At 68.4% G+C, this 16,230-nt stretch carries 19 protein-coding genes; 10 read left to right on the top strand and 9 right to left on the bottom strand.

Features of this window, described 5'->3' with window-relative positions; genetic code table 11:
• Nucleotides 1-10 precede the first annotated feature (10 nt).
• The 4 genes from CEF10_RS02440 to CEF10_RS02425 all read right to left on the bottom strand — a co-directional run bounded on the left by CEF10_RS02440 (nucleotide 11) and on the right by CEF10_RS02425 (nucleotide 2,519).
• Complete coding sequence (locus tag CEF10_RS02440) at nucleotides 11-352, bottom strand: tRNA-binding protein (protein WP_101065754.1); 342 nt, start codon at nucleotides 350-352, stop codon at nucleotides 11-13.
• Entirely contained in the window at nucleotides 345-1,160 is an 816-nt protein-coding gene (proC, locus tag CEF10_RS02435; protein ID WP_101065753.1) for a pyrroline-5-carboxylate reductase, read from the bottom strand. Before proC ends, CEF10_RS02440 begins: the two co-directional genes overlap by 8 nt.
• 229 nt (nucleotides 1,161-1,389) lie before the next feature.
• Nucleotides 1,390-1,890, bottom strand: coding sequence for a type III secretion system chaperone family protein (locus tag CEF10_RS02430; RefSeq protein WP_101065752.1), 501 nt, complete (start codon nucleotides 1,888-1,890; stop codon nucleotides 1,390-1,392).
• Between the two features lie 383 nt (nucleotides 1,891-2,273).
• The gene (locus tag CEF10_RS02425; RefSeq protein ID WP_101065751.1) at nucleotides 2,274-2,519 is read right to left on the bottom strand and encodes an accessory factor UbiK family protein; all 246 of its coding nucleotides are present in this window, start codon (nucleotides 2,517-2,519) and stop codon (nucleotides 2,274-2,276) included.
• Nucleotides 2,520-2,614: 95 nt separating this feature from the next.
• On the opposite strand from CEF10_RS02425, the gene lgt reads away from it, so the two are divergent.
• The 4 genes from lgt (at nucleotide 2,615) to CEF10_RS02405 (ending at nucleotide 6,708) form a co-directional block, all read left to right on the top strand.
• On the top strand, nucleotides 2,615-3,505 hold the full coding sequence (gene lgt, locus CEF10_RS02420; RefSeq protein WP_101065750.1) for a prolipoprotein diacylglyceryl transferase: 891 nt from the start codon (nucleotides 2,615-2,617) through the stop codon (nucleotides 3,503-3,505).
• A complete protein-coding gene (locus CEF10_RS02415; RefSeq protein WP_101065749.1) occupies nucleotides 3,502-4,566 on the top strand; it encodes a class I SAM-dependent methyltransferase in 1,065 nt (354 codons plus the stop codon). Before lgt ends, CEF10_RS02415 begins: the two co-directional genes overlap by 4 nt.
• Nucleotides 4,563-5,318 (top strand): peptidoglycan editing factor PgeF, encoded by a 756-nt coding sequence (gene pgeF, locus CEF10_RS02410; RefSeq protein WP_101065748.1) that lies wholly within the window; start codon nucleotides 4,563-4,565, stop codon nucleotides 5,316-5,318. The genes CEF10_RS02415 and pgeF overlap by 4 nt, the downstream gene beginning before the upstream one ends.
• 790 nt (nucleotides 5,319-6,108) lie before the next feature.
• Complete coding sequence (locus tag CEF10_RS02405; protein ID WP_157932936.1) at nucleotides 6,109-6,708, top strand: Hint domain-containing protein; 600 nt, start codon at nucleotides 6,109-6,111, stop codon at nucleotides 6,706-6,708.
• Between the two features lie 19 nt (nucleotides 6,709-6,727).
• Here CEF10_RS02405 and CEF10_RS02400 read toward each other — a convergent pair whose 3' ends face one another.
• The gene (locus tag CEF10_RS02400) at nucleotides 6,728-7,228 is read right to left on the bottom strand and encodes an Lrp/AsnC family transcriptional regulator (RefSeq protein WP_101065746.1); all 501 of its coding nucleotides are present in this window, start codon (nucleotides 7,226-7,228) and stop codon (nucleotides 6,728-6,730) included.
• Between the two features lie 201 nt (nucleotides 7,229-7,429).
• Here CEF10_RS02400 and trxB point away from each other — a divergent pair, with 201 nt between their 5' ends.
• The gene (gene trxB / locus CEF10_RS02395) at nucleotides 7,430-8,404 is read left to right on the top strand and encodes a thioredoxin-disulfide reductase (RefSeq protein ID WP_101065745.1); all 975 of its coding nucleotides are present in this window, start codon (nucleotides 7,430-7,432) and stop codon (nucleotides 8,402-8,404) included.
• 160 nt (nucleotides 8,405-8,564) lie between these two features.
• Here the strand turns inward: trxB and CEF10_RS02390 are convergent, their stop codons facing one another.
• Entirely contained in the window at nucleotides 8,565-9,614 is a 1,050-nt protein-coding gene (locus tag CEF10_RS02390; RefSeq protein ID WP_101065744.1) for a cytochrome-c peroxidase, read from the bottom strand.
• A 313-nt stretch (nucleotides 9,615-9,927) separates the two neighbouring features.
• On the opposite strand from CEF10_RS02390, the gene CEF10_RS02385 reads away from it, so the two are divergent.
• Both CEF10_RS02385 and CEF10_RS02380 read left to right on the top strand, forming a co-directional pair.
• On the top strand, nucleotides 9,928-11,634 hold the full coding sequence (locus tag CEF10_RS02385; protein ID WP_198586125.1) for a bifunctional sulfate adenylyltransferase/adenylylsulfate kinase: 1,707 nt from the start codon (nucleotides 9,928-9,930) through the stop codon (nucleotides 11,632-11,634).
• Between the two features lie 84 nt (nucleotides 11,635-11,718).
• Nucleotides 11,719-12,420: a hypothetical protein gene (locus CEF10_RS02380; protein WP_101065743.1), complete on the top strand. Its 702-nt coding sequence runs from the start codon at nucleotides 11,719-11,721 to the stop codon at nucleotides 12,418-12,420.
• On the opposite strand, the gene CEF10_RS02375 is transcribed toward CEF10_RS02380, so the two are convergent.
• The 3 genes from CEF10_RS02375 to CEF10_RS02365 form a co-directional block, all read right to left on the bottom strand.
• Nucleotides 12,393-13,292, bottom strand: coding sequence for a glycosyltransferase family 10 domain-containing protein (locus tag CEF10_RS02375; protein ID WP_101065742.1), 900 nt, complete (start codon nucleotides 13,290-13,292; stop codon nucleotides 12,393-12,395). The genes CEF10_RS02380 and CEF10_RS02375 overlap by 28 nt on opposite strands.
• Nucleotides 13,293-13,494: 202 nt before the next feature.
• Entirely contained in the window at nucleotides 13,495-13,722 is a 228-nt protein-coding gene (locus tag CEF10_RS02370) for a DUF1150 family protein (protein ID WP_101065741.1), read from the bottom strand.
• Between the two features lie 6 nt (nucleotides 13,723-13,728).
• Nucleotides 13,729-14,142, bottom strand: a complete 414-nt coding sequence (locus CEF10_RS02365; RefSeq protein WP_101065740.1) for an Hsp20 family protein — start codon at nucleotides 14,140-14,142, stop codon at nucleotides 13,729-13,731.
• A gap of 161 nt (nucleotides 14,143-14,303) precedes the next feature.
• On the opposite strand from CEF10_RS02365, the gene CEF10_RS02360 reads away from it, so the two are divergent.
• The 3 genes from CEF10_RS02360 (at nucleotide 14,304) to CEF10_RS02350 (ending at nucleotide 16,230) form a co-directional block, all read left to right on the top strand.
• The gene (locus tag CEF10_RS02360; protein WP_101065739.1) at nucleotides 14,304-14,528 is read left to right on the top strand and encodes a YdcH family protein; all 225 of its coding nucleotides are present in this window, start codon (nucleotides 14,304-14,306) and stop codon (nucleotides 14,526-14,528) included.
• A gap of 150 nt (nucleotides 14,529-14,678) precedes the next feature.
• Nucleotides 14,679-15,167 carry a 5-(carboxyamino)imidazole ribonucleotide mutase gene (gene purE / locus CEF10_RS02355; RefSeq protein WP_101065738.1) on the top strand — a complete coding sequence of 163 codons (489 nt, stop codon included), beginning with the start codon at nucleotides 14,679-14,681 and terminating at the stop codon, nucleotides 15,165-15,167.
• On the top strand, nucleotides 15,160-16,230 hold the full coding sequence (locus CEF10_RS02350) for a 5-(carboxyamino)imidazole ribonucleotide synthase (RefSeq protein WP_101065737.1): 1,071 nt from the start codon (nucleotides 15,160-15,162) through the stop codon (nucleotides 16,228-16,230). The genes purE and CEF10_RS02350 overlap by 8 nt, the downstream gene beginning before the upstream one ends.

Here is a 16,230-nt window from a genome sequence, read left to right as displayed (position 1 = left end):
AGGACGCGGGTCAATGCATCCTCTCGCCGTCGGGCACGGCCATGTCCGGGCCGATCAGCACGATGTCGCCGGCCGCGTCGGACAGGCCCAGCACCAGCACCTCGGACAGGAACTTGCCGATCTGGCGCGGCGGGAAGTTGACCACCGCCATGACCTGTCGACCGACCAGGGCCTCGGGCGTGTAATGCGCCGTGATCTGGGCCGAGGTCTTCTTCTCGCCCAGTTCGGCGCCGAAGTCGATCCACAACTTCATCGCGGGCGTGCGCGCCTCCGGAAAGGGCTCGGCCCGGCGCACCGTGCCGACGCGGATGTCGACTTTGGCGAAATCCTCGATCCCGATCTGCTCAGTCATCGCGCAGCTCCCGCGAGCGGTTCGCGGCCGCCGCCACCGTGCGCCGCATCAGCGGCGGCAGGCCGGTCTCGGGGTCCATCAGAACCTCGAGCCCCGCCTGCGTCGTGCCGTTCGGGCTGGTGACGTTCACGCGCAGCTGCGCCGGGGTTTCCCCCGATCCCTCCGCCAGCGCGCCGGCGCCGGCCACGGTTGCCTGTGCAAGCTTCATCGCCAGATCCGGGGCCAGCCCCTCGGCCTCGCCGGCGGCGGCCAGGCATTCGATCATGTGAAAGACATAGGCCGGCCCCGACCCCGACACCCCGGTGACGGCATCCATCTGGGCCTCGCCGTCCAGCCGCACGACCTGCCCGACCGCGCCGAGGAGCGCCTCTGCCGTGTCAAGATCGCCCGCGCCCGCCCGCGCGTTGCCAACGATGGCCGTGATGCCGCGGCCGACGGCCGCCGGCGTGTTGGGCATCGCCCGCACGATACGACGGTCCGCGCCCAGCGCGGTTTCGAAGGCCGCGATCGGCGTGCCGGCGGCGACCGAGACGAACAGCGTGCCCTCGCCGTCCATGCCCCGAAGGGTCGGCAACGCCTCGCCCATCATCTGCGGCTTCACAGCGATCAGGACCACCGCCGGCGCGGCGGGCAGGTCGGCGTTGATATGCACGCCGGTGCGCTCGAGCCATTCCGACGGGTCGGGGTCGATAACCCAGACCGACGCGGGCGGCAGCCCGCCGTCGAGCCACCCCTCGAGCATCGCCGAGCCCATCTTGCCGCACCCCAGAAGAACGAGGCCGCCCCCCGCCACCTTGTCCAGCGCCATCTCCGCCTCCGCGTTGCGTTCGCTCCGTCTGCTGGCGGCAGTGTTACGCCGCGCCGCGCCGCGGGACAACACCCCGCACCGGGGCCGGCGGCCATCCGCGGGCATTGGATCTTCACCTTGGGTCAAATACTCCGGGGTGTCTGAGGGGCGGCGCCCCTCAGGGCCCGCGCGGCCCGAGCGCGACCACAAGCTGCGCGCCGCAAGGCGCACCGCTTGGCAAGACCCGCGATCAGGCCCTCCCGTAGGCCTCGGCGATCGCGACCTGCAACGCCTCCCGTGGCGGACGCTCGCCCCAGATGACAAGCTGGAACGCCGGATAGAAGCGTTCGGCGCTCAGGACGGCGGTGTTGATGAGCGTGTTGATCTGGTCGGGGCTCACGACCTGGCCACCAGCCATCACAAGGCCGTAGCGGTAGACCATCAGTTTCTGCTCCGCCCAGTAGGTGAAGGCGCCTGCCCAGCACTGGTCGTTGACCTCGTTGAGCGCGTGGTAGAGCGCCGGCAGCCGCGCCTCGGGCGGCTCCATCTCGAAGGTGCAGACCATCCGCAGCGTCTCGTCGTAGCCCGACCAGGCCAACGTGACCGAATAGGTGCGCCACTGCCCCTCGACAGCCATCGCGATCTGGTCGTCGGCGATCCTGTCGAACTCCCAGTCGTGATGCTCCGCCAGGTGCTCGACGATGTCGATGGGGTGAAGATCCTCCTGCAGGAACTGCTCGGAAAGTGCCATGGCGCCACCTCAATCTGTGCTAGCGCCGGGGAATTGGCAGCACCCCAAGCGCTAGGTGCCTGCTCTAAGGGCGGGGGGCTTGTCCCCTCGTCCCTACCAGATATCGTGCTGTGTTTGGCGCAGGGTGTAAAGCGATTTGTTGGGGCAGACGGCAATAACTTGTGGATGACACAAAACTGTCACCGAGATGGTGCGGCGGGCCACCTGCACCACCGGCGGACGGGCACACGGCACACCGGCACGCAGGAACGGGGCGTCGCCCCCTCGGCCTTCGGCCTCACCCCCGGGATACTTGCGGCAGGAAAATGTGCACGGCGCCGCGCGGCGCCCGTGCCGCGCGGCGGACCGGCCGGCAGCGCGGCTGGATGGCCCTGGGCGCGGGTCTATTCCGCCCCCTTCTCCAGCGCCTCGATGCGCGCCTTGAGCGCCTCGTTTTCCTCGCGCGCCTTCTGGGCCATGGCGCGCACGGCATCGAACTCCTCGCGCGTGACGAGGTCGCGGTCGGCCAGCCAGCGGTCGAGCATGCTTTTCATCGCCGTTTCGGCCTCGTCGCGCGCGCCCTGCGCCACGCCCATGGCGTTGGTCATCAGCTGCGAGAGGTCGTCGAGCATCTTGTTGCGCGTCTGCATGGGTCTCTCCGGCGTTACATTCACGCCTTATATGGCGTGTGCGGGCGACCGGGACAAGGTTGACTTCCCGCGCGACACAAAGGCACAGAGCGCGCATGAAAGCGGCGATCCCCTTCCCCGACATACATCCCGAGGTTTTCTCGATCAGCCTGTTCGGCATGGAATTCGCCCTGCGCTGGTACGCGCTGGCCTACATCGCCGGGATCGTGATCGGCTGGCGGCTGGTGGTCGCGGCGCTGCGGCGCCCGCGACTGTGGCCGGGCGACGCGGCGCCGATGCGCCCCGCCCAGGTGGAGGAACTGGTGACCTGGGTGGTCATCGGCATCATCCTGGGCGGGCGGCTGGGCTTCGTGCTGTTCTACAAGCCGGCACACTACCTGGCGAACCCGGCCGAGATCGTGATGATCTGGCAGGGCGGCATGGCCTTCCACGGCGGGTTACTGGGCGTGATCGGCGCCTGCATCCTGTTCGCCCGCCGCCACCGCATCGCGTTCTGGTCGCTGGCCGATGCGCTGTGCCTGGCCACGCCGGCCGGGTTGTTGCTGGGGCGTATCGCCAATTTCATCAACGCCGAGCTCTGGGGCCGGCCGACGGACCTGCCCTGGGGCGTGATCTTCCCCGGCCGGCTGGCGCAGCACTGCCCCGAGGTCGCGGGGCTGTGCGCGCGCCACCCCTCGCAGCTCTACGAGGCCGCGCTGGAGGGGCTGGTGCTGGGCGGTGTCCTGATCTGGCTGGCATGGCGGCGCGGGGCGCTGCGGGTCCCCGGCCGCGTCACCGGCGTGTTCTTTGCCGGTTACGGCATCGCGCGCTTCCTGGTGGAGTTCGTCCGCCAGCCCGACCCGCAGTTCGTCGGCCCGGGCAACCCGCTGGGGCTGGCGCTGCACGTTCAGGGCTACGGGCTGACCATGGGGCAACTGCTGTCGTTGCCGATGATCGCGTTCGGGCTCTGGCTGGCCATGCGCATCCGCAGCGCGCACCCGGCATGACACCGCTGGCCGGGATCCTGGCCGGGCGCATCCGCGCCGACGGGCCGATCACCCTGGCCGACTACATGGCCGAGTGCCTGCTGCACCCGGAGCACGGGTATTATGCCGCGCGGGAGGCGCTGGGCGCGTCTGGCGATTTCACGACCGCCCCTGAGATCAGCCAGATGTTCGGCGAATTGCTGGGGCTGTGCCTTGCGCAGGCGTGGCTGGACCAGGGGGCGCCCGCACCTTTCGTCCTGGCCGAGGCCGGCCCCGGGCGCGGCACCCTGATGCGCGACGCGCTGCGTGCCACGCGCGCCGTGCCGGGGTTTCACGAGGCGCTGGCGTTGCACCTCGTGGAGGCCTCGGAAGCGATGCGGACGCGCCAGACGGACACGCTCGGCCGCGACGACATGACCTGGCATGCCTCGGTCGACGCGCTGCCCGATGATCGCCCGCTGTTCCTGTTGGCCAACGAGTTCTTCGACGCGCTGCCCGTACGCCAAATGCACCGGGCGGGCCGGATGTGGCGGGAAAGCTGCGTGGGGCTGCGGGAGGGCGCGTTGTTTCCGGGCCTGAGCGACCCCAAGCCGATACCAGCGCTCGACGACCGTCTGGCAGACACGCAGGACGGCGACATCGTGGAGATCCGTCCGGCCGGACAGGCCGCCGCCGCGTCGATCGGCCGGCGCATCGCCGACCGTGGGGGCGCAGCCCTGATCGTGGATTACGGCGACTGGCGCACGCTGGGCGACACCCTGCAGGCTGTTGCGGGACATGCCCCGGTGGACCCGTTCGACAATCCGGGCGAAGCCGACCTGACCGCGCATGTCGACTTCGAGGCGCTGGCGCGCGCCGCCCCCTGCGCGCACAGCCGGCTGACCCCGCAGGGCGTGTTCCTTGAGCGGCTCGGCATCACGGCGCGCGCGCAGCGGCTGGCGCGCGGGCTGTCCGGCGCGGCACTGGACGAACACGTCGCGGCACATCGGCGCTTGACCCACCCCGACGAAATGGGGAGGCTTTTCAAGGTGCTCGCCTTCTATCCGCACGGGGCCAACCCGCCACCGGGACTGGAACCATGACGCTGGAGATATTGACAGCCGACAGCCTTTCCCCCCTGCGCCACGGGTTCTTCACCCGGCGCGGCGGGGCGTCCTCGGGCATTTTCGCGGGGCTGAACTGCGGCGCGGGCTCCTCCGACCAGGCGGAAATCGTGGCGATCAACCGTGCCCGCGTGGCCGAGGCGCTGGAGGTCAGGCCCGAGGATCTGGTGACCGTTCACCAGACGCATTCGACCGAGGTCGCAGTGCTCGACGCGGCGCCCGCCGCGCAGCTGGCCGCCGATGCGATCGTGACGACGACGCCGGGGCTGGCCGTGGCCGTCCTGACCGCCGATTGCCAGCCCGTGCTTCTGGCCGATGCCGAGGCAGGCGTGGTCGCGGCGGTCCATGCCGGCTGGCGCGGCACGCTGGACGGGATCCTCGAGGCAACGCTCGAAGCGATGGAAAGCCGGGGGGGGCGTCGGGCCGAGACGACGGCCGTCATCGGCCCGACGATCAGCCAGCGCGCCTACGAGGTCGGCCCGGAGTTCCTTGATGCCTTTCTCGCCGAAGACCCGGATTACGCCCGCTTCTTCGCCGGTGGCCAGGGGGACCGCATGCTTTTCGACCTGCCGGCCTTCGGGCTGCACCGGCTGCGCGCGGCCGGCGTCGGCGCAGCCGAATGGACCCGCCACTGCACGTATTCCGACCCGGACCGGTTCTTTTCCTATCGCCGGTCGCGGCACGACGGTCAGGCCGACTACGGCCGCCTGATTTCGGCGGTGCGGCTCTGACCACGCCGGCGGGGGCACACGGGTGTCCGACAATTGCCTCCAAATCGGCGCCAATCGTCAAAACATGGCCGCAATGCCGCGCCATAAGGGTAGCGAGGGACGCGCCGACGAGAAAGGGAGCAGACGGATGAAAACACGCTGGATGAAATCGGTGATCGAAGCAAGCCGCCAGGACATGCCTGCCCTGCCGTTCGGACGCGGCCGGCGGTTCCCCGCGGGCGCCGCACGCCGCCGGACGACGTTCTTGAAATCGGCCTGAACGGCCCGAGGCGTTGGTCGACGCCGGATGCCGGATGGCGCGCAAGGGTTTTCATCAGTGGCTTGGTCAATGGTGAGCAACGGGGACCGTCCCGTTTCGGGGCGGTCCCTTTCCACTGATTCGGATCAGCGGAACCTTCCGGCATCGGACCGACGGCCAAACTGCCGGCCAAAGGGAAACGCCGGAGCGGCCCGGGCCGGTAATGCCTCCGGTCAGGGCATCAATCGGTACCAGGATTTGACCAAAGCGCCGCAGCGGACCATACTGTTGACCGCTTCAACGAAAACAGTCCGCCTGTCGTTGTCGGTGGGGGCCGACGCGGTTGTGACCAGCCTGCGAGGGTGACGCAACATGGAACGCCCCACGTTCAATGACATACGGCCCGCCGCCGATGATGCGCGCACCCGAACGGCTATGTCCGGGCACCGATCGCCGGGCCACGCTGCACCGCCGGCCACGCGTGCCTATGTTGTTGAATCGCTCATGCCCGATGGCGGCGCACGGGTTCAAACGTTCACGGCGCCGGCGCTCATGCTGTTCGAGTCGGCCTTTTCCGCCTTCGCCCGCGGCACGCTGATCGAAACGCCCGAGGGTCCGGTCGCGGTCGAGGACCTGCACCCGGGGGCCTTGCTGAACACCCGCGAAGGAACGCCGGCCAAGCTGCTCTGGGTGGGCTCGATGACGCTGGCGCCTTCCGCGTCGGAACACGGGCCCGGTCCGGTCGGGCTGACCCGCGTTACGGCCGGTGCCTTCGGTCTCGCCCGGCCAATGTGCGACCTGATGGCCGGCCCGGGCGCACGCATCCTGCGGCGGCCCGCAGGACTGAACCCGCGCGGCGGGGCCGAGATGGTTCTGACACCGCCCGGCGACCTGGTCGACGGCCTGAACGTTGTCGCCGTCGCGCCGCCGGGGCCGCTGACGCTGTATCATCTGTGCCTGCGCCGCCATGCCGTCATCCACGCAGCCGGGCTGGAGGTCGAATCGTTCCACCCCGGTCGCGGTTTCGAAAACGGCATGAGCCCGAGGTTGCTGTCGCAGTTCCTGTCGATGTTCGCCCATGCCGAACAGCCGGCGGATTTCGGGCCGACGGCGCACCCCCGCCTTCCGCTGCGCATGCCCGACGCCGCCTGACCCCGGCCTGACGGCGCCGTCAGGCGGTCTGGCCCAGCCGCGCCTCGAGCACGTCGAAGGGCACGCCCGGCTCGTCCTTCGCACCGCGGATCACAAGCGATGTCTTGACGCTGCCCACGTTCTCGGCCGCGGTGAGTTCGCTGGTGAGGAACTGCTGGAAGGTCGACAGGTCGGGCGCGATACACTTGAGGATGAAATCCACCTCGCCGTTGAGCATGTGGCATTCGCGCACGAGCGGCCAGTTGCGGCAGCGTTCCTCGAAGGCCGACAGGTCGGCCTCGGCCTGGCTCTGCAGGCCGACCATGGCGAAGACCTGCACCTCGAAGCCCAGCTCGCGCGGGTCGACGTCGGCGTGGTACCCGCGGATGAAGCCCGCCTCCTCGAGCGTGCGCACCCGGCGCAGGCACGGCGGCGCCGAGATGCCCACGCGGCGGGCGAGTTCCACGTTGGTCATGCGCCCGTCGGCCTGAAGCTCGGCGAGTATCTTGCGGTCGATCGGGTCCAGTCGGGTTGCCGGCATGCGCTGCCCTCCGGGTGAAATCGCGATTGTTATATCACGCACGCCGGGCCGCGCAATATTGTTTCACCCCGACGCAAGATCGTTTCTGCAAACCGGGCCGGCGGCATCGGTCGTTCCGACGCGACCGCCGGGGTTTCATCCCCGCCCCGGCACCTCTATATCTGGCGACCGAGCGATGCAAACTTGCCGAAAGGTGCACAGATGTCCAAGCCCCGTCACACCAAATGCCTCATCGTCGGCTCCGGTCCGGCCGGCTATACCGCGGGCGTCTACGCGGCCCGCGCGATGCTCGACCCGGTGCTGGTGCAGGGCCTGGAACCCGGCGGCCAGCTGACGACGACGACCGAGGTCGAGAACTGGCCCGGCGACACCGAGGTACAGGGCCCCGACCTGATGCTGCGCATGGAAGCACATGCCAAGGCCGTCGGCTGCGACGTGGTCACCGACATCATCACCGAGCTGGACACCGACAGCCGACCCTTCGTGGCCAGGGCCGACAGCGGCACCACCTTCACCGCCGACGCGGTGATCCTGGCGACCGGCGCGCGGGCCAAGTGGCTGGGGCTGGAGTCCGAGGAGAAGTTCAAGGGCTTCGGCGTTTCCGCCTGCGCGACCTGCGACGGCTTCTTCTACCGCGGCGAGGAGATCGTCGTGGTGGGCGGCGGCAACACCGCGGTCGAAGAGGCGCTGTTCCTGACGAATTTCGCCTCCAAGGTCACGCTGATCCACAGGCGCGACGAACTGCGCGCCGAACAGATCCTGCAGAGGCGCCTGTTCAAGCACCCCAAGGTGGAAACGCTGTGGTTCCACGAACTGGAGGAAGTCCTGGGCGAGGACAACCCCAAGGGCGTGACCGGCGTGAAGGTGCGCAACAACCAGACCGGCGAGGTCGGCGAGATCCCCTGCAAGGGCGTGTTCATCGCCATTGGCCACGCGCCGGCCAGCGAGCTGGTCAAGGGCAAGGTCGAGATGCACCACGGCGACTACGTCAAGGTGGAGCCGGGCAGCACGCGCACCTCGATCCCCGGGATCTTCGCCGCCGGTGACCTGACGGATCACGTCTATCGCCAGGCCGTGACCAGCGCGGGCATGGGCTGCATGGCGGCGCTCGACGCCGAGAAGTTCCTGGCCGAGCTGGAAGACGAAGGCACCGAACTGGCCGAAGCGGCCGGTTGACCGCCCGGCAAAGGGGGCTCTGCCCCCGTCGCCCTTCGGGCGACTCCCCCGGAGTATTTCGGGCAAGATGAACGCGGGCGCGGCGCGCACGCGACGACGGGAAAAAAGGCGCGGGCCGTTGCCCGCGCCCCTGATCCTTGCGTTCGTCCCGGAAGGTGGCTCAGCGTTCGACTTCGCCGGTCGGACGCGGTGTTTCCAGTGTCTCCGCCGGCAGGACCGGGTAGACGACCTCGGGCATCTCGCCGGTCAGCGAGCCGAGGAAGGCCGTGATCTTCTCCACCTCGTCCTCCTGCAGTTCCATGCCCAGCTGCGCCGTGCCCATGATCGCGACCGCGGTTTCCAGATCCCAGACCTTGCCGGAGTGGAAATAGGGCGCCGTCTGGTCGATGTTGCGCAGCGGCGAGGCGCGGAAGACATAGGAATCGTCGGCCGTCTTGGTCACCTGGAAGCGGCCGCGGTCATCCTCGGGGAGCACGTCGGCGCCCGGCTTCTCGATCAGGCCGAACGGATAGTAGCCGTTGCCGCCGAGGTTGACGCCGTTGTGGCAGGAGGCGCAGCCCTTGTCCATGAACAGCGCCAGCCCCTCCTTCTGGTCGGCGGTCAGCGCGTTGTCGTTGCCGTTGAGGTAGGCATCGAAGGGCGCGGGCGTGATCAGCGTGGCCTCGTAGGCCTCGATCGCCTTGGCGAAGTTGTCGAAGGTGACGGGCTCTTCCTCGTCGGGGAAGGACGCCTCGAACCAGTCGACGTACTGCGGCATAGAGGTCAGCGTCTTGATGACGTTCTCGGGGGTGTTGGCCATCTCGACACCGGCCTGAACCGGACCCTTGGCCTGCGCCTTGAGGTCCTCCGCGCGGCCGTCCCAGAACTGCGCATCGTTGAACACGGCGTTGAGCACCGTGGGCGAGTTGCGCGGCCCCTTCTGCCAGCCGTGGCCGATCGAGGTGGGCATGTTGTCATCGCCGCCGGTGGCGAGGTTGTGGCAGGAGTTGCACGAGAACACGCCCGAGGCGGACATGCGCGGATCGAAGAACAGCGCCTTGCCGAGGTCGATCTTTTCGGGCGTGATCTCGTTGTCCTCGACCGCCGGCACCGTCGAGGGCAGCGGGTCGAACATCGAGAGTGCCTGTTCGCGCAACTCGGACGCCGCAGCGGCCGACCCCATGACAAGGGCCGACGCGGTGCCGAGTGCGAGAATCCGGGTAAGTGACATTTCTTGGCCTCCATTGACAAATGTCATGTTCGCGCGCCTTGAACCATTCTAGATTCGTGCACCCGGCGGGCATTGATCCGGATCAAGAACGGCGTTTCGCGCCGGCGCTTTTTCTGCAAATGCGAAACTTTGGCACAGCCATGTTCGGTGGAGGATGTTCCGGCCGATCGCGGCAGCGCGGCAATTCGGTCTCTATTTCGCGTTTTCCTGCCGGTTCGGCTTGAACACCACTCGAAGCGGGTCTATGCGCGCCCCCGACAACCGCGGCGGTGGTCCTTTCCGGTGCGGGCAATCATTGCAAACGAGAATTCCGATGTCGTACTCCAATCTGACCCCGATCCCCGAACTCTACGTCTCCTACGAAAGCGCGCAGAAACTCAAGGCCGAGGCGGCGGACCTGACAAGCTGGGACCTGACGCCCCGGCAGATCTGCGACCTCGAACTGCTGATGAACGGCGGGTTCAGCCCGCTCAAGGGTTTCCTTGGCGAGGCCGATTACGACAGCGTGGTCGACAGCATGCGCCTGGCCGACGGCACGCTGTGGCCCATGCCGATCACGCTGGACGTCTCGGAGGATTTCGCCGAGGGCATCGAGGCCGGACAGGACATCGCACTGCGCGACCAGGAGGGCGTGATCCTGGCCACCATGACGGTCACCGACCGCTGGACGCCCGACAAGTCGCGCGAGGCCGAGAAGGTGTTCGGCGGCGACGACAGCGCGCACCCGGCGGTCAACTACCTGCACAACACGGCCGGCACCGTGTACCTCGGCGGCCCGGTGACCGGCATCCAGCCGCCCGTGCACTACGATTTCCGCGGTCGCCGCGACACGCCCAACGAACTGCGCGCCTATTTCCGCAAGCTGGGCTGGCGCAAGGTGGTGGCGTTCCAGACCCGCAACCCGCTGCACCGCGCCCACCAGGAACTGACGTTCCGCGCCGCCAAGGAGGCCGAGGCCAACCTGCTGATCCACCCGGTCGTGGGCATGACCAAGCCCGGCGACGTGGACCATTTCACGCGCGTGCGCTGCTACGAGGCGGTGCTGGACAAGTACCCCGGCTCGACCACGACGATGTCGCTGCTGAACCTCGCCATGCGCATGGCCGGCCCGCGCGAGGCCGTCTGGCACGGGCTGATACGGCGCAACCACGGCTGCACGCATTTCATCGTGGGCCGCGATCACGCCGGCCCCGGCAAGAACAGCCAGGGCGAGGATTTCTACGGCCCCTACGACGCCCAGGATCTGTTCCGGACGCACCAGGACGAGATCGGCATCGAGATGGTCGACTTCAAGCACATGGTCTACGTGCAGGAACGCGCGCAATACGAGCCCGCCGACGAGATCGAGGAGGGCGTGACGGTTCTGAACATCTCGGGCACGGAACTGCGCCGCCGCCTAGCCGAAGGGCTGGAAATCCCCGACTGGTTTTCCTTCCCCGAGGTCGTGGCCGAGCTGCGCAAGACCAAGCCGCCGCGCGCCGAACAGGGCTTCACCGTGTTCTTCACGGGCTTCTCCGGCTCGGGCAAGTCGACGATCGCGAACGCGCTCATGGTCAAGCTGATGGAAATGGGCGGGCGGCCGGTGACGCTGCTCGACGGCGACATCGTGCGCAAGAACCTCAGCTCCGAGCTGGGTTTCTCGAAGGAGCACCGCGACCTGAACATCCGCCGGATCGGTTATGTCGCGTCCGAGATCACCAAGAACGGCGGCATCGCGATCTGCGCGCCGATCGCGCCCTACGCAACGACGCGCCGGGCCGTGCGCGAGGAGATCGAACAGTACGGCGCCTTCGTCGAGGTGCATGTCGCCACCAGCCTCGAGGAATGCGAGCGCCGCGACCGCAAGGGGCTCTACAAGCTCGCGCGCGAGGGCAAGATCAAGGAATTCACCGGCATCTCGGACCCCTACGACGTGCCCGAGCACCCCGAACTGCGCGTGGACACCGAAGGCGTGGACGTGGACAACTGCGCCCACCAGGTGATCCTGAAGCTCGAGCAGATGGGCCTGATCGCCGGCTGACCGGCCAGACTTGAAGGCCACAAGGCAATTCGCGCGGGCCGCCTCTTGTCGGGGCGGCCCGTTTCACGTTCGGATGGGGCCGCGATGTACGCGATCTCGCTGACCTCGATACCGCCGCGGTTCCCGCGCCTCGGGCCGGTGCTCGAAAGCCTTCTGGCGCAGCGCCCGGCCCCGGCCGCGGTGTACCTTTGCCTGCCGCGGCGCTACCGCCGGTTCGCCGGACCGGTGATGCCGCCCGCGCTGCCCGCCGGGGTCACCGTGCTGCGCTGCGAAACCGACCACGGGCCGGCCACCAAGGCCCTGGTGGCGGCGCGGCACCTTGGCGGGCAGGCCATGCGCCTGATCTACTGCGACGACGACTGGATCATGCCGAAACACTGGGCCGCCCGCCTGCTGGCGGCGACGGGCCCGCACGCAGCGGCAGCCGGGTCGGGGTTTTCCGTCGCGCGCCTCAAGCGCCACACGCCGCCCGCGCCGGCGGACACCGTGGACATCGCGCAGGGGTTCGCCGGCGTGGCCGTGGACCCGGCGTGGTTCGCGTCACCGGACCTCGACCCGCCCGCCCCGGCCTGGCCGGTGGACGACATCTGGCTTTCGGGGCAGCTGGCGCGGCGGGGCGTGAGGATTCGCCACGTCCCGCACGCCGCAGCCGGCATGCAACTGGCCTTCGACGACGGCCTGGCACTGCAGGACAGCAGGATCGGAGGGCAAGTGCGGGCCGAGGCCAACCTCGCCTGCGCCGCGCTTCTTCACGGGCGCTACGGGATCTGGCCGCCCATGGCCTGAGGCGCCGGCACGGGAGTTTCATCGAGAACGGATCGTGCAGCGCGTGTCTGCCAGTCGGCCCAGTGCTCGGCCTGCCCGTGCGCGGCCCGCAGGGCTGGCAGGCGCGCGGCGTAATCCCCGGGCGAGGCGGCCGCGACAGCCTGCATGATGTCGCGCGCGCTGTTGCAAACGATCATCGCGGACTCGTCGATGAAATCCCCGATGTTGGGGCAGCCCCAGTAGATCGGCACCGTCTGCAGCAGCAACGAATCGATCAGTTTCTCGGAGAAATAGTTCGCCTCGCGCACGTTCTCGATCACGATGGAATACCGGTAGGGCGCCAGCCCGTCGGCCTTGTCCTTGAACGGGGAATACCCCAGCCCCAGCAGGTCCACGTCCAGCCCCTGCGACTGCACGCGCGCGGCGATTTCATGGCGCAGCCGATGGCCTTCCTGCGACCGCTTCGCCGAGGCGATGAGCGAGCACGACCGGGTCTTCGCGGTGTCCCGGCTGCGCCAGTCGGGCACCCACGTCATGCCGAGGGGGAAGAACACGGCATTGGACAGCGCGTGCAGCACTGCCGGATCGTAGGTGAGGATACGGTGGAACCGGCCCGCCCCCCGGTGCAGGCGTTGCATCAGGTGACCGTGAATGGCGCGAGGCTCTGCGAGGATGACAGAGACCTTCGCGGGCGTGCCGAAACCGCGCGGGTGCTGCAGCGCGTCGCGCAGGAAGACGATCAGGTGGTCGTCCGGGCCGAGATCGCGCAACCGTCCGCCCTGCAATCCCCCGGGCTGGCCCATCGGCCACCACAGCCTGTCCAGCCCGAGTTGCCCGGGACGCAGCCTGGGCTTGCTGCCGGCCGGCAGAATGGCGATGGCGGGATGGGACATGGACCGTGCTCCGGCGGAGTTTGCCGCCTGATAGACGCGAACGGCATGGGGGGCAAGCCGGCCGCGCGCCCGGTCCGCGACGGGCCCGTGATCGGTCGCACGACGCCCCGGCACGAAGGCCGCGCACCGGCAGGGTGCGCGGCGTCATCCCGCGGCCTTCCCGGTACCCGTGGAAAGCAGACCCCACCCCGTGCGGGAAAGCTCAGTGCACGGTCACGGGATCGAGATCGTTCTGCCGGGCGACCACGAAGGCCAGCGCACGGTCGCGCACCAGCGCGAGGCGTTCGCCCTCGGAATCGTGCAGCGCATAGAGCGTTTCCATCCCGCCGGCCTGCTCCTGCAGCTCCTCGGGAAGGTCGGCCACGTCAACGGGCCGGACATAAACGATCTTGCGGCCCTCTTCGGCGCCGAAATCATACTTGGTATCCATCCTGGCTTACCCCTTGTTGATCTTGATGGTCTGCACCACGGACTCGGGCTGTGCCCGCGTGAGATCCACGTGCAGCAGACCGTTTTCCATGAGCGCCTCACCCACTTCGACGCCATCGGCCAGCACGAAGGACCGCTGGAACTGGCGCGCCGCGATGCCGCGGTGAAGATACACGCGCTCCGTGTCATCGTCGGCCTGGCGGCCCCGGATCACCAGTTGGCGATCCTCGACCGTGATCGAAAGGTCGTCCTTCGAGAACCCGGCAACCGCCAGCGTGATCCGGTAGGAATTTTCCGACGTCTGTTCGATGTTGAACGGCGGATAGCCGTCGTTGCCGGATTTCGCGCTGCGTTCAAGCATGCGTTCCAGCTCTTCGAACCCCAACATGTAGGGGCGGGCGCCCATGGCGAGTTTTGTCATCGACACGTCCTTGTTGCAAAGCGACAGTCCATTTTCCTCCGGGCCCCGTTGCGGCGACCCGTCAATTGAAAATATGGGCGCTGGGGCCGTGCCGCGCAAGGGCTTTGCCAAACCGGCGCGATAGGGTATGCTGTGCATCTCATGGCGGGAAAGCCGGTGGCATGAACGCGTTCCAGGATCTTTCGATGAAGTCGGACGAGGTGCTGCGCGTGGAACTCGAGGAGTTCCGGCGCCAGCATCACGACCTGCACGAGGCCATCGAGGCGCTCGAGGAGAAGGGCGCGCGCGACCCCCTGACGCTGCGCCGCCTCAAGCAGCAGAAGCTGCGCCTGAAGGACATGATCGCGATGATCGAGGATCGCCTTTACCCCGACATCATCGCTTAGGCGCACCCTGCCACGACGATGCCCGCGACAGCCTCTCGCTGCCGGGCGTCGCGCCTCGGTGTTCGTAAGGCATGCGCCCGCCCCGCCGGGTCGCATTGCGTCGGCTCCGAACATGGGTATAGTGCGCCCCTCAAGCCGGAGGGGCGGGCCATGACACAGGCAAAGGTCGGCATCATAATGGGCAGCCAATCGGACTGGCCCACCATGAAGGAGGCGGCGGGCATCCTCGACGATCTCGGCGTGCCCCATGAGGCGCGAATCGTGTCGGCGCACCGCACCCCCGACCGGCTGTGGGACTACGGGCGCAGCGCCGTCGACCGCGGCCTGCAGGCGATCATCGCGGGGGCCGGGGGCGCGGCGCACCTGCCGGGCATGATGGCCTCCAAGACGCGGGTGCCGGTGATCGGCGTGCCGGTTCAGACGCGCGCGCTTTCCGGCGTGGACAGCCTGTATTCCATCGTCCAGATGCCGCGCGGCTACCCGGTGGCCACCATGGCCATCGGCGCGGCCGGCGCCGCCAATGCCGGGCTGATGGCGGCGGCGATCCTTGCCAATACCGATGCGGCGCTGGCCGGGCGACTGGATGCCTGGCGCGCCGCGCTTTCCGATTCGATACCCCAAGAGCCCACCGATGACTGAATACCTTCACCAGGGCGCAACAATTGGCATCCTCGGCGGTGGCCAGCTGGGCCGCATGCTGTCGGTCGCGGCCGCGCGGCTGGGCATGCGCAGCCACGTCTTCGACCCCGCGGCAGACCCGCCGGCGGGTGACGTGGCCCATGCCGTGACCACCGCCGCCTACGAGGACACCGACGCGCTGACCGCCTTTGCCGAGGCGGTCGACGCGATCACCTTCGAGTTCGAGAACATCCCCACGCAGGCGCTGGACACGCTGGAACACCTGCGCCCGGTCCGCCCGGGACGCAACGCGCTGCGCATCAGCCAGGACAGGCTGATGGAAAAGGCGTTTCTCGCCGACCTCGGGCTCCATACGGCCCCGTTTGCCGCGATCGACGATGCCGTCGACATGGCCGAAGCGCTGTCGGAAATCGGCCTGCCCGCGATCCTCAAGACCCGCCGCTTCGGCTACGACGGCAAGGGGCAGGTGCGCATCGACTCCTCCGACCAGGCCGAGGCCGCGCTGGACCAGATGGACGGGGCACCCGCGATCCTCGAAGGCGTGGTCGATTTCAGCCACGAGGTCTCGGTCATCGCGGCGCGCAGCATGAACGGCGAGGTCGCCTGCTTCGACCCCGGCGAGAACCTGCACGAGGACGGCATCCTGCGGCGCACCGCGGTGCCGGCACGGCTGAGCACCGCCCAGCGCACCGACGCGGTCCTGCTGGCCGCCAATATCCTGAACAAGCTCGACTACGTCGGCGTCATGGGGGTCGAACTCTTCGTGACGGACAAGGCACTGATCGTGAACGAGATCGCACCCCGGGTGCACAACTCGGGGCACTGGACGCAGCAGGGCTGCACCGTGGACCAGTTCGAACAGCACGTCCGCGCGATCGCGGGCTGGCCGCTTGGCAACGGGCACCGCTTCGCCGACGTGACGATGGAGAACCTGATCGGCGAGGATATCCGCCGCGTCCACGACCTGGCGGGCGAGCCTGACACCGCGCTGCACCTTTACGGAAAGGCCGAGGTCAAGCCGGGCCGCAAGATGGGCCACGTCAACCGGATCGTTCGCGACTGA

The organism is Roseovarius salinarum (assembly GCF_002834145.1).
GTDB classification, from domain to species: Bacteria; Pseudomonadota; Alphaproteobacteria; order Rhodobacterales; family Rhodobacteraceae; genus Roseovarius; species Roseovarius salinarum.
The sequence above is the reverse complement of the archived record's forward strand: the minus strand, read 5'-3'. Positions and strand labels throughout refer to the sequence as shown.

What these genes read in the sequence shown, in the direction of transcription:
- proC (WP_101065753.1), bottom strand. Translation starts at nt 1,160, where the DNA reads ATGGCGCTGGACAAGGTGGCGGGGGGCGGCCTCGTTCTTCTGGGGTGC.
- CEF10_RS02400 (WP_101065746.1), bottom strand. Translation starts at nt 7,228, where the DNA reads ATGCCGGCAACCCGACTGGACCCGATCGACCGCAAGATACTCGCCGAG.
- pgeF (WP_101065748.1), top strand. Translation starts at nt 4,563, where the DNA reads ATGACGCTGGAGATATTGACAGCCGACAGCCTTTCCCCCCTGCGCCAC.
- CEF10_RS02430 (WP_101065752.1), bottom strand. Translation starts at nt 1,890, where the DNA reads ATGGCACTTTCCGAGCAGTTCCTGCAGGAGGATCTTCACCCCATCGAC.
- CEF10_RS02385 (WP_198586125.1), top strand. Translation starts at nt 9,928, where the DNA reads ATGTCGTACTCCAATCTGACCCCGATCCCCGAACTCTACGTCTCCTAC.
- CEF10_RS02370 (WP_101065741.1), bottom strand. Translation starts at nt 13,722, where the DNA reads ATGGATACCAAGTATGATTTCGGCGCCGAAGAGGGCCGCAAGATCGTT.
- CEF10_RS02390 (WP_101065744.1), bottom strand. Translation starts at nt 9,614, where the DNA reads ATGTCACTTACCCGGATTCTCGCACTCGGCACCGCGTCGGCCCTTGTC.
- CEF10_RS02375 (WP_101065742.1), bottom strand. Translation starts at nt 13,292, where the DNA reads ATGTCCCATCCCGCCATCGCCATTCTGCCGGCCGGCAGCAAGCCCAGG.
- CEF10_RS02405 (WP_157932936.1), top strand. Translation starts at nt 6,109, where the DNA reads ATGCTGTTCGAGTCGGCCTTTTCCGCCTTCGCCCGCGGCACGCTGATC.
- CEF10_RS02380 (WP_101065743.1), top strand. Translation starts at nt 11,719, where the DNA reads ATGTACGCGATCTCGCTGACCTCGATACCGCCGCGGTTCCCGCGCCTC.
- purE (WP_101065738.1), top strand. Translation starts at nt 14,679, where the DNA reads ATGACACAGGCAAAGGTCGGCATCATAATGGGCAGCCAATCGGACTGG.
- CEF10_RS02425 (WP_101065751.1), bottom strand. Translation starts at nt 2,519, where the DNA reads ATGCAGACGCGCAACAAGATGCTCGACGACCTCTCGCAGCTGATGACC.
- CEF10_RS02365 (WP_101065740.1), bottom strand. Translation starts at nt 14,142, where the DNA reads ATGACAAAACTCGCCATGGGCGCCCGCCCCTACATGTTGGGGTTCGAA.
- CEF10_RS02440 (WP_101065754.1), bottom strand. Translation starts at nt 352, where the DNA reads ATGACTGAGCAGATCGGGATCGAGGATTTCGCCAAAGTCGACATCCGC.
- CEF10_RS02415 (WP_101065749.1), top strand. Translation starts at nt 3,502, where the DNA reads ATGACACCGCTGGCCGGGATCCTGGCCGGGCGCATCCGCGCCGACGGG.
- CEF10_RS02360 (WP_101065739.1), top strand. Translation starts at nt 14,304, where the DNA reads ATGAACGCGTTCCAGGATCTTTCGATGAAGTCGGACGAGGTGCTGCGC.
- trxB (WP_101065745.1), top strand. Translation starts at nt 7,430, where the DNA reads ATGTCCAAGCCCCGTCACACCAAATGCCTCATCGTCGGCTCCGGTCCG.
- CEF10_RS02350 (WP_101065737.1), top strand. Translation starts at nt 15,160, where the DNA reads ATGACTGAATACCTTCACCAGGGCGCAACAATTGGCATCCTCGGCGGT.
- lgt (WP_101065750.1), top strand. Translation starts at nt 2,615, where the DNA reads ATGAAAGCGGCGATCCCCTTCCCCGACATACATCCCGAGGTTTTCTCG.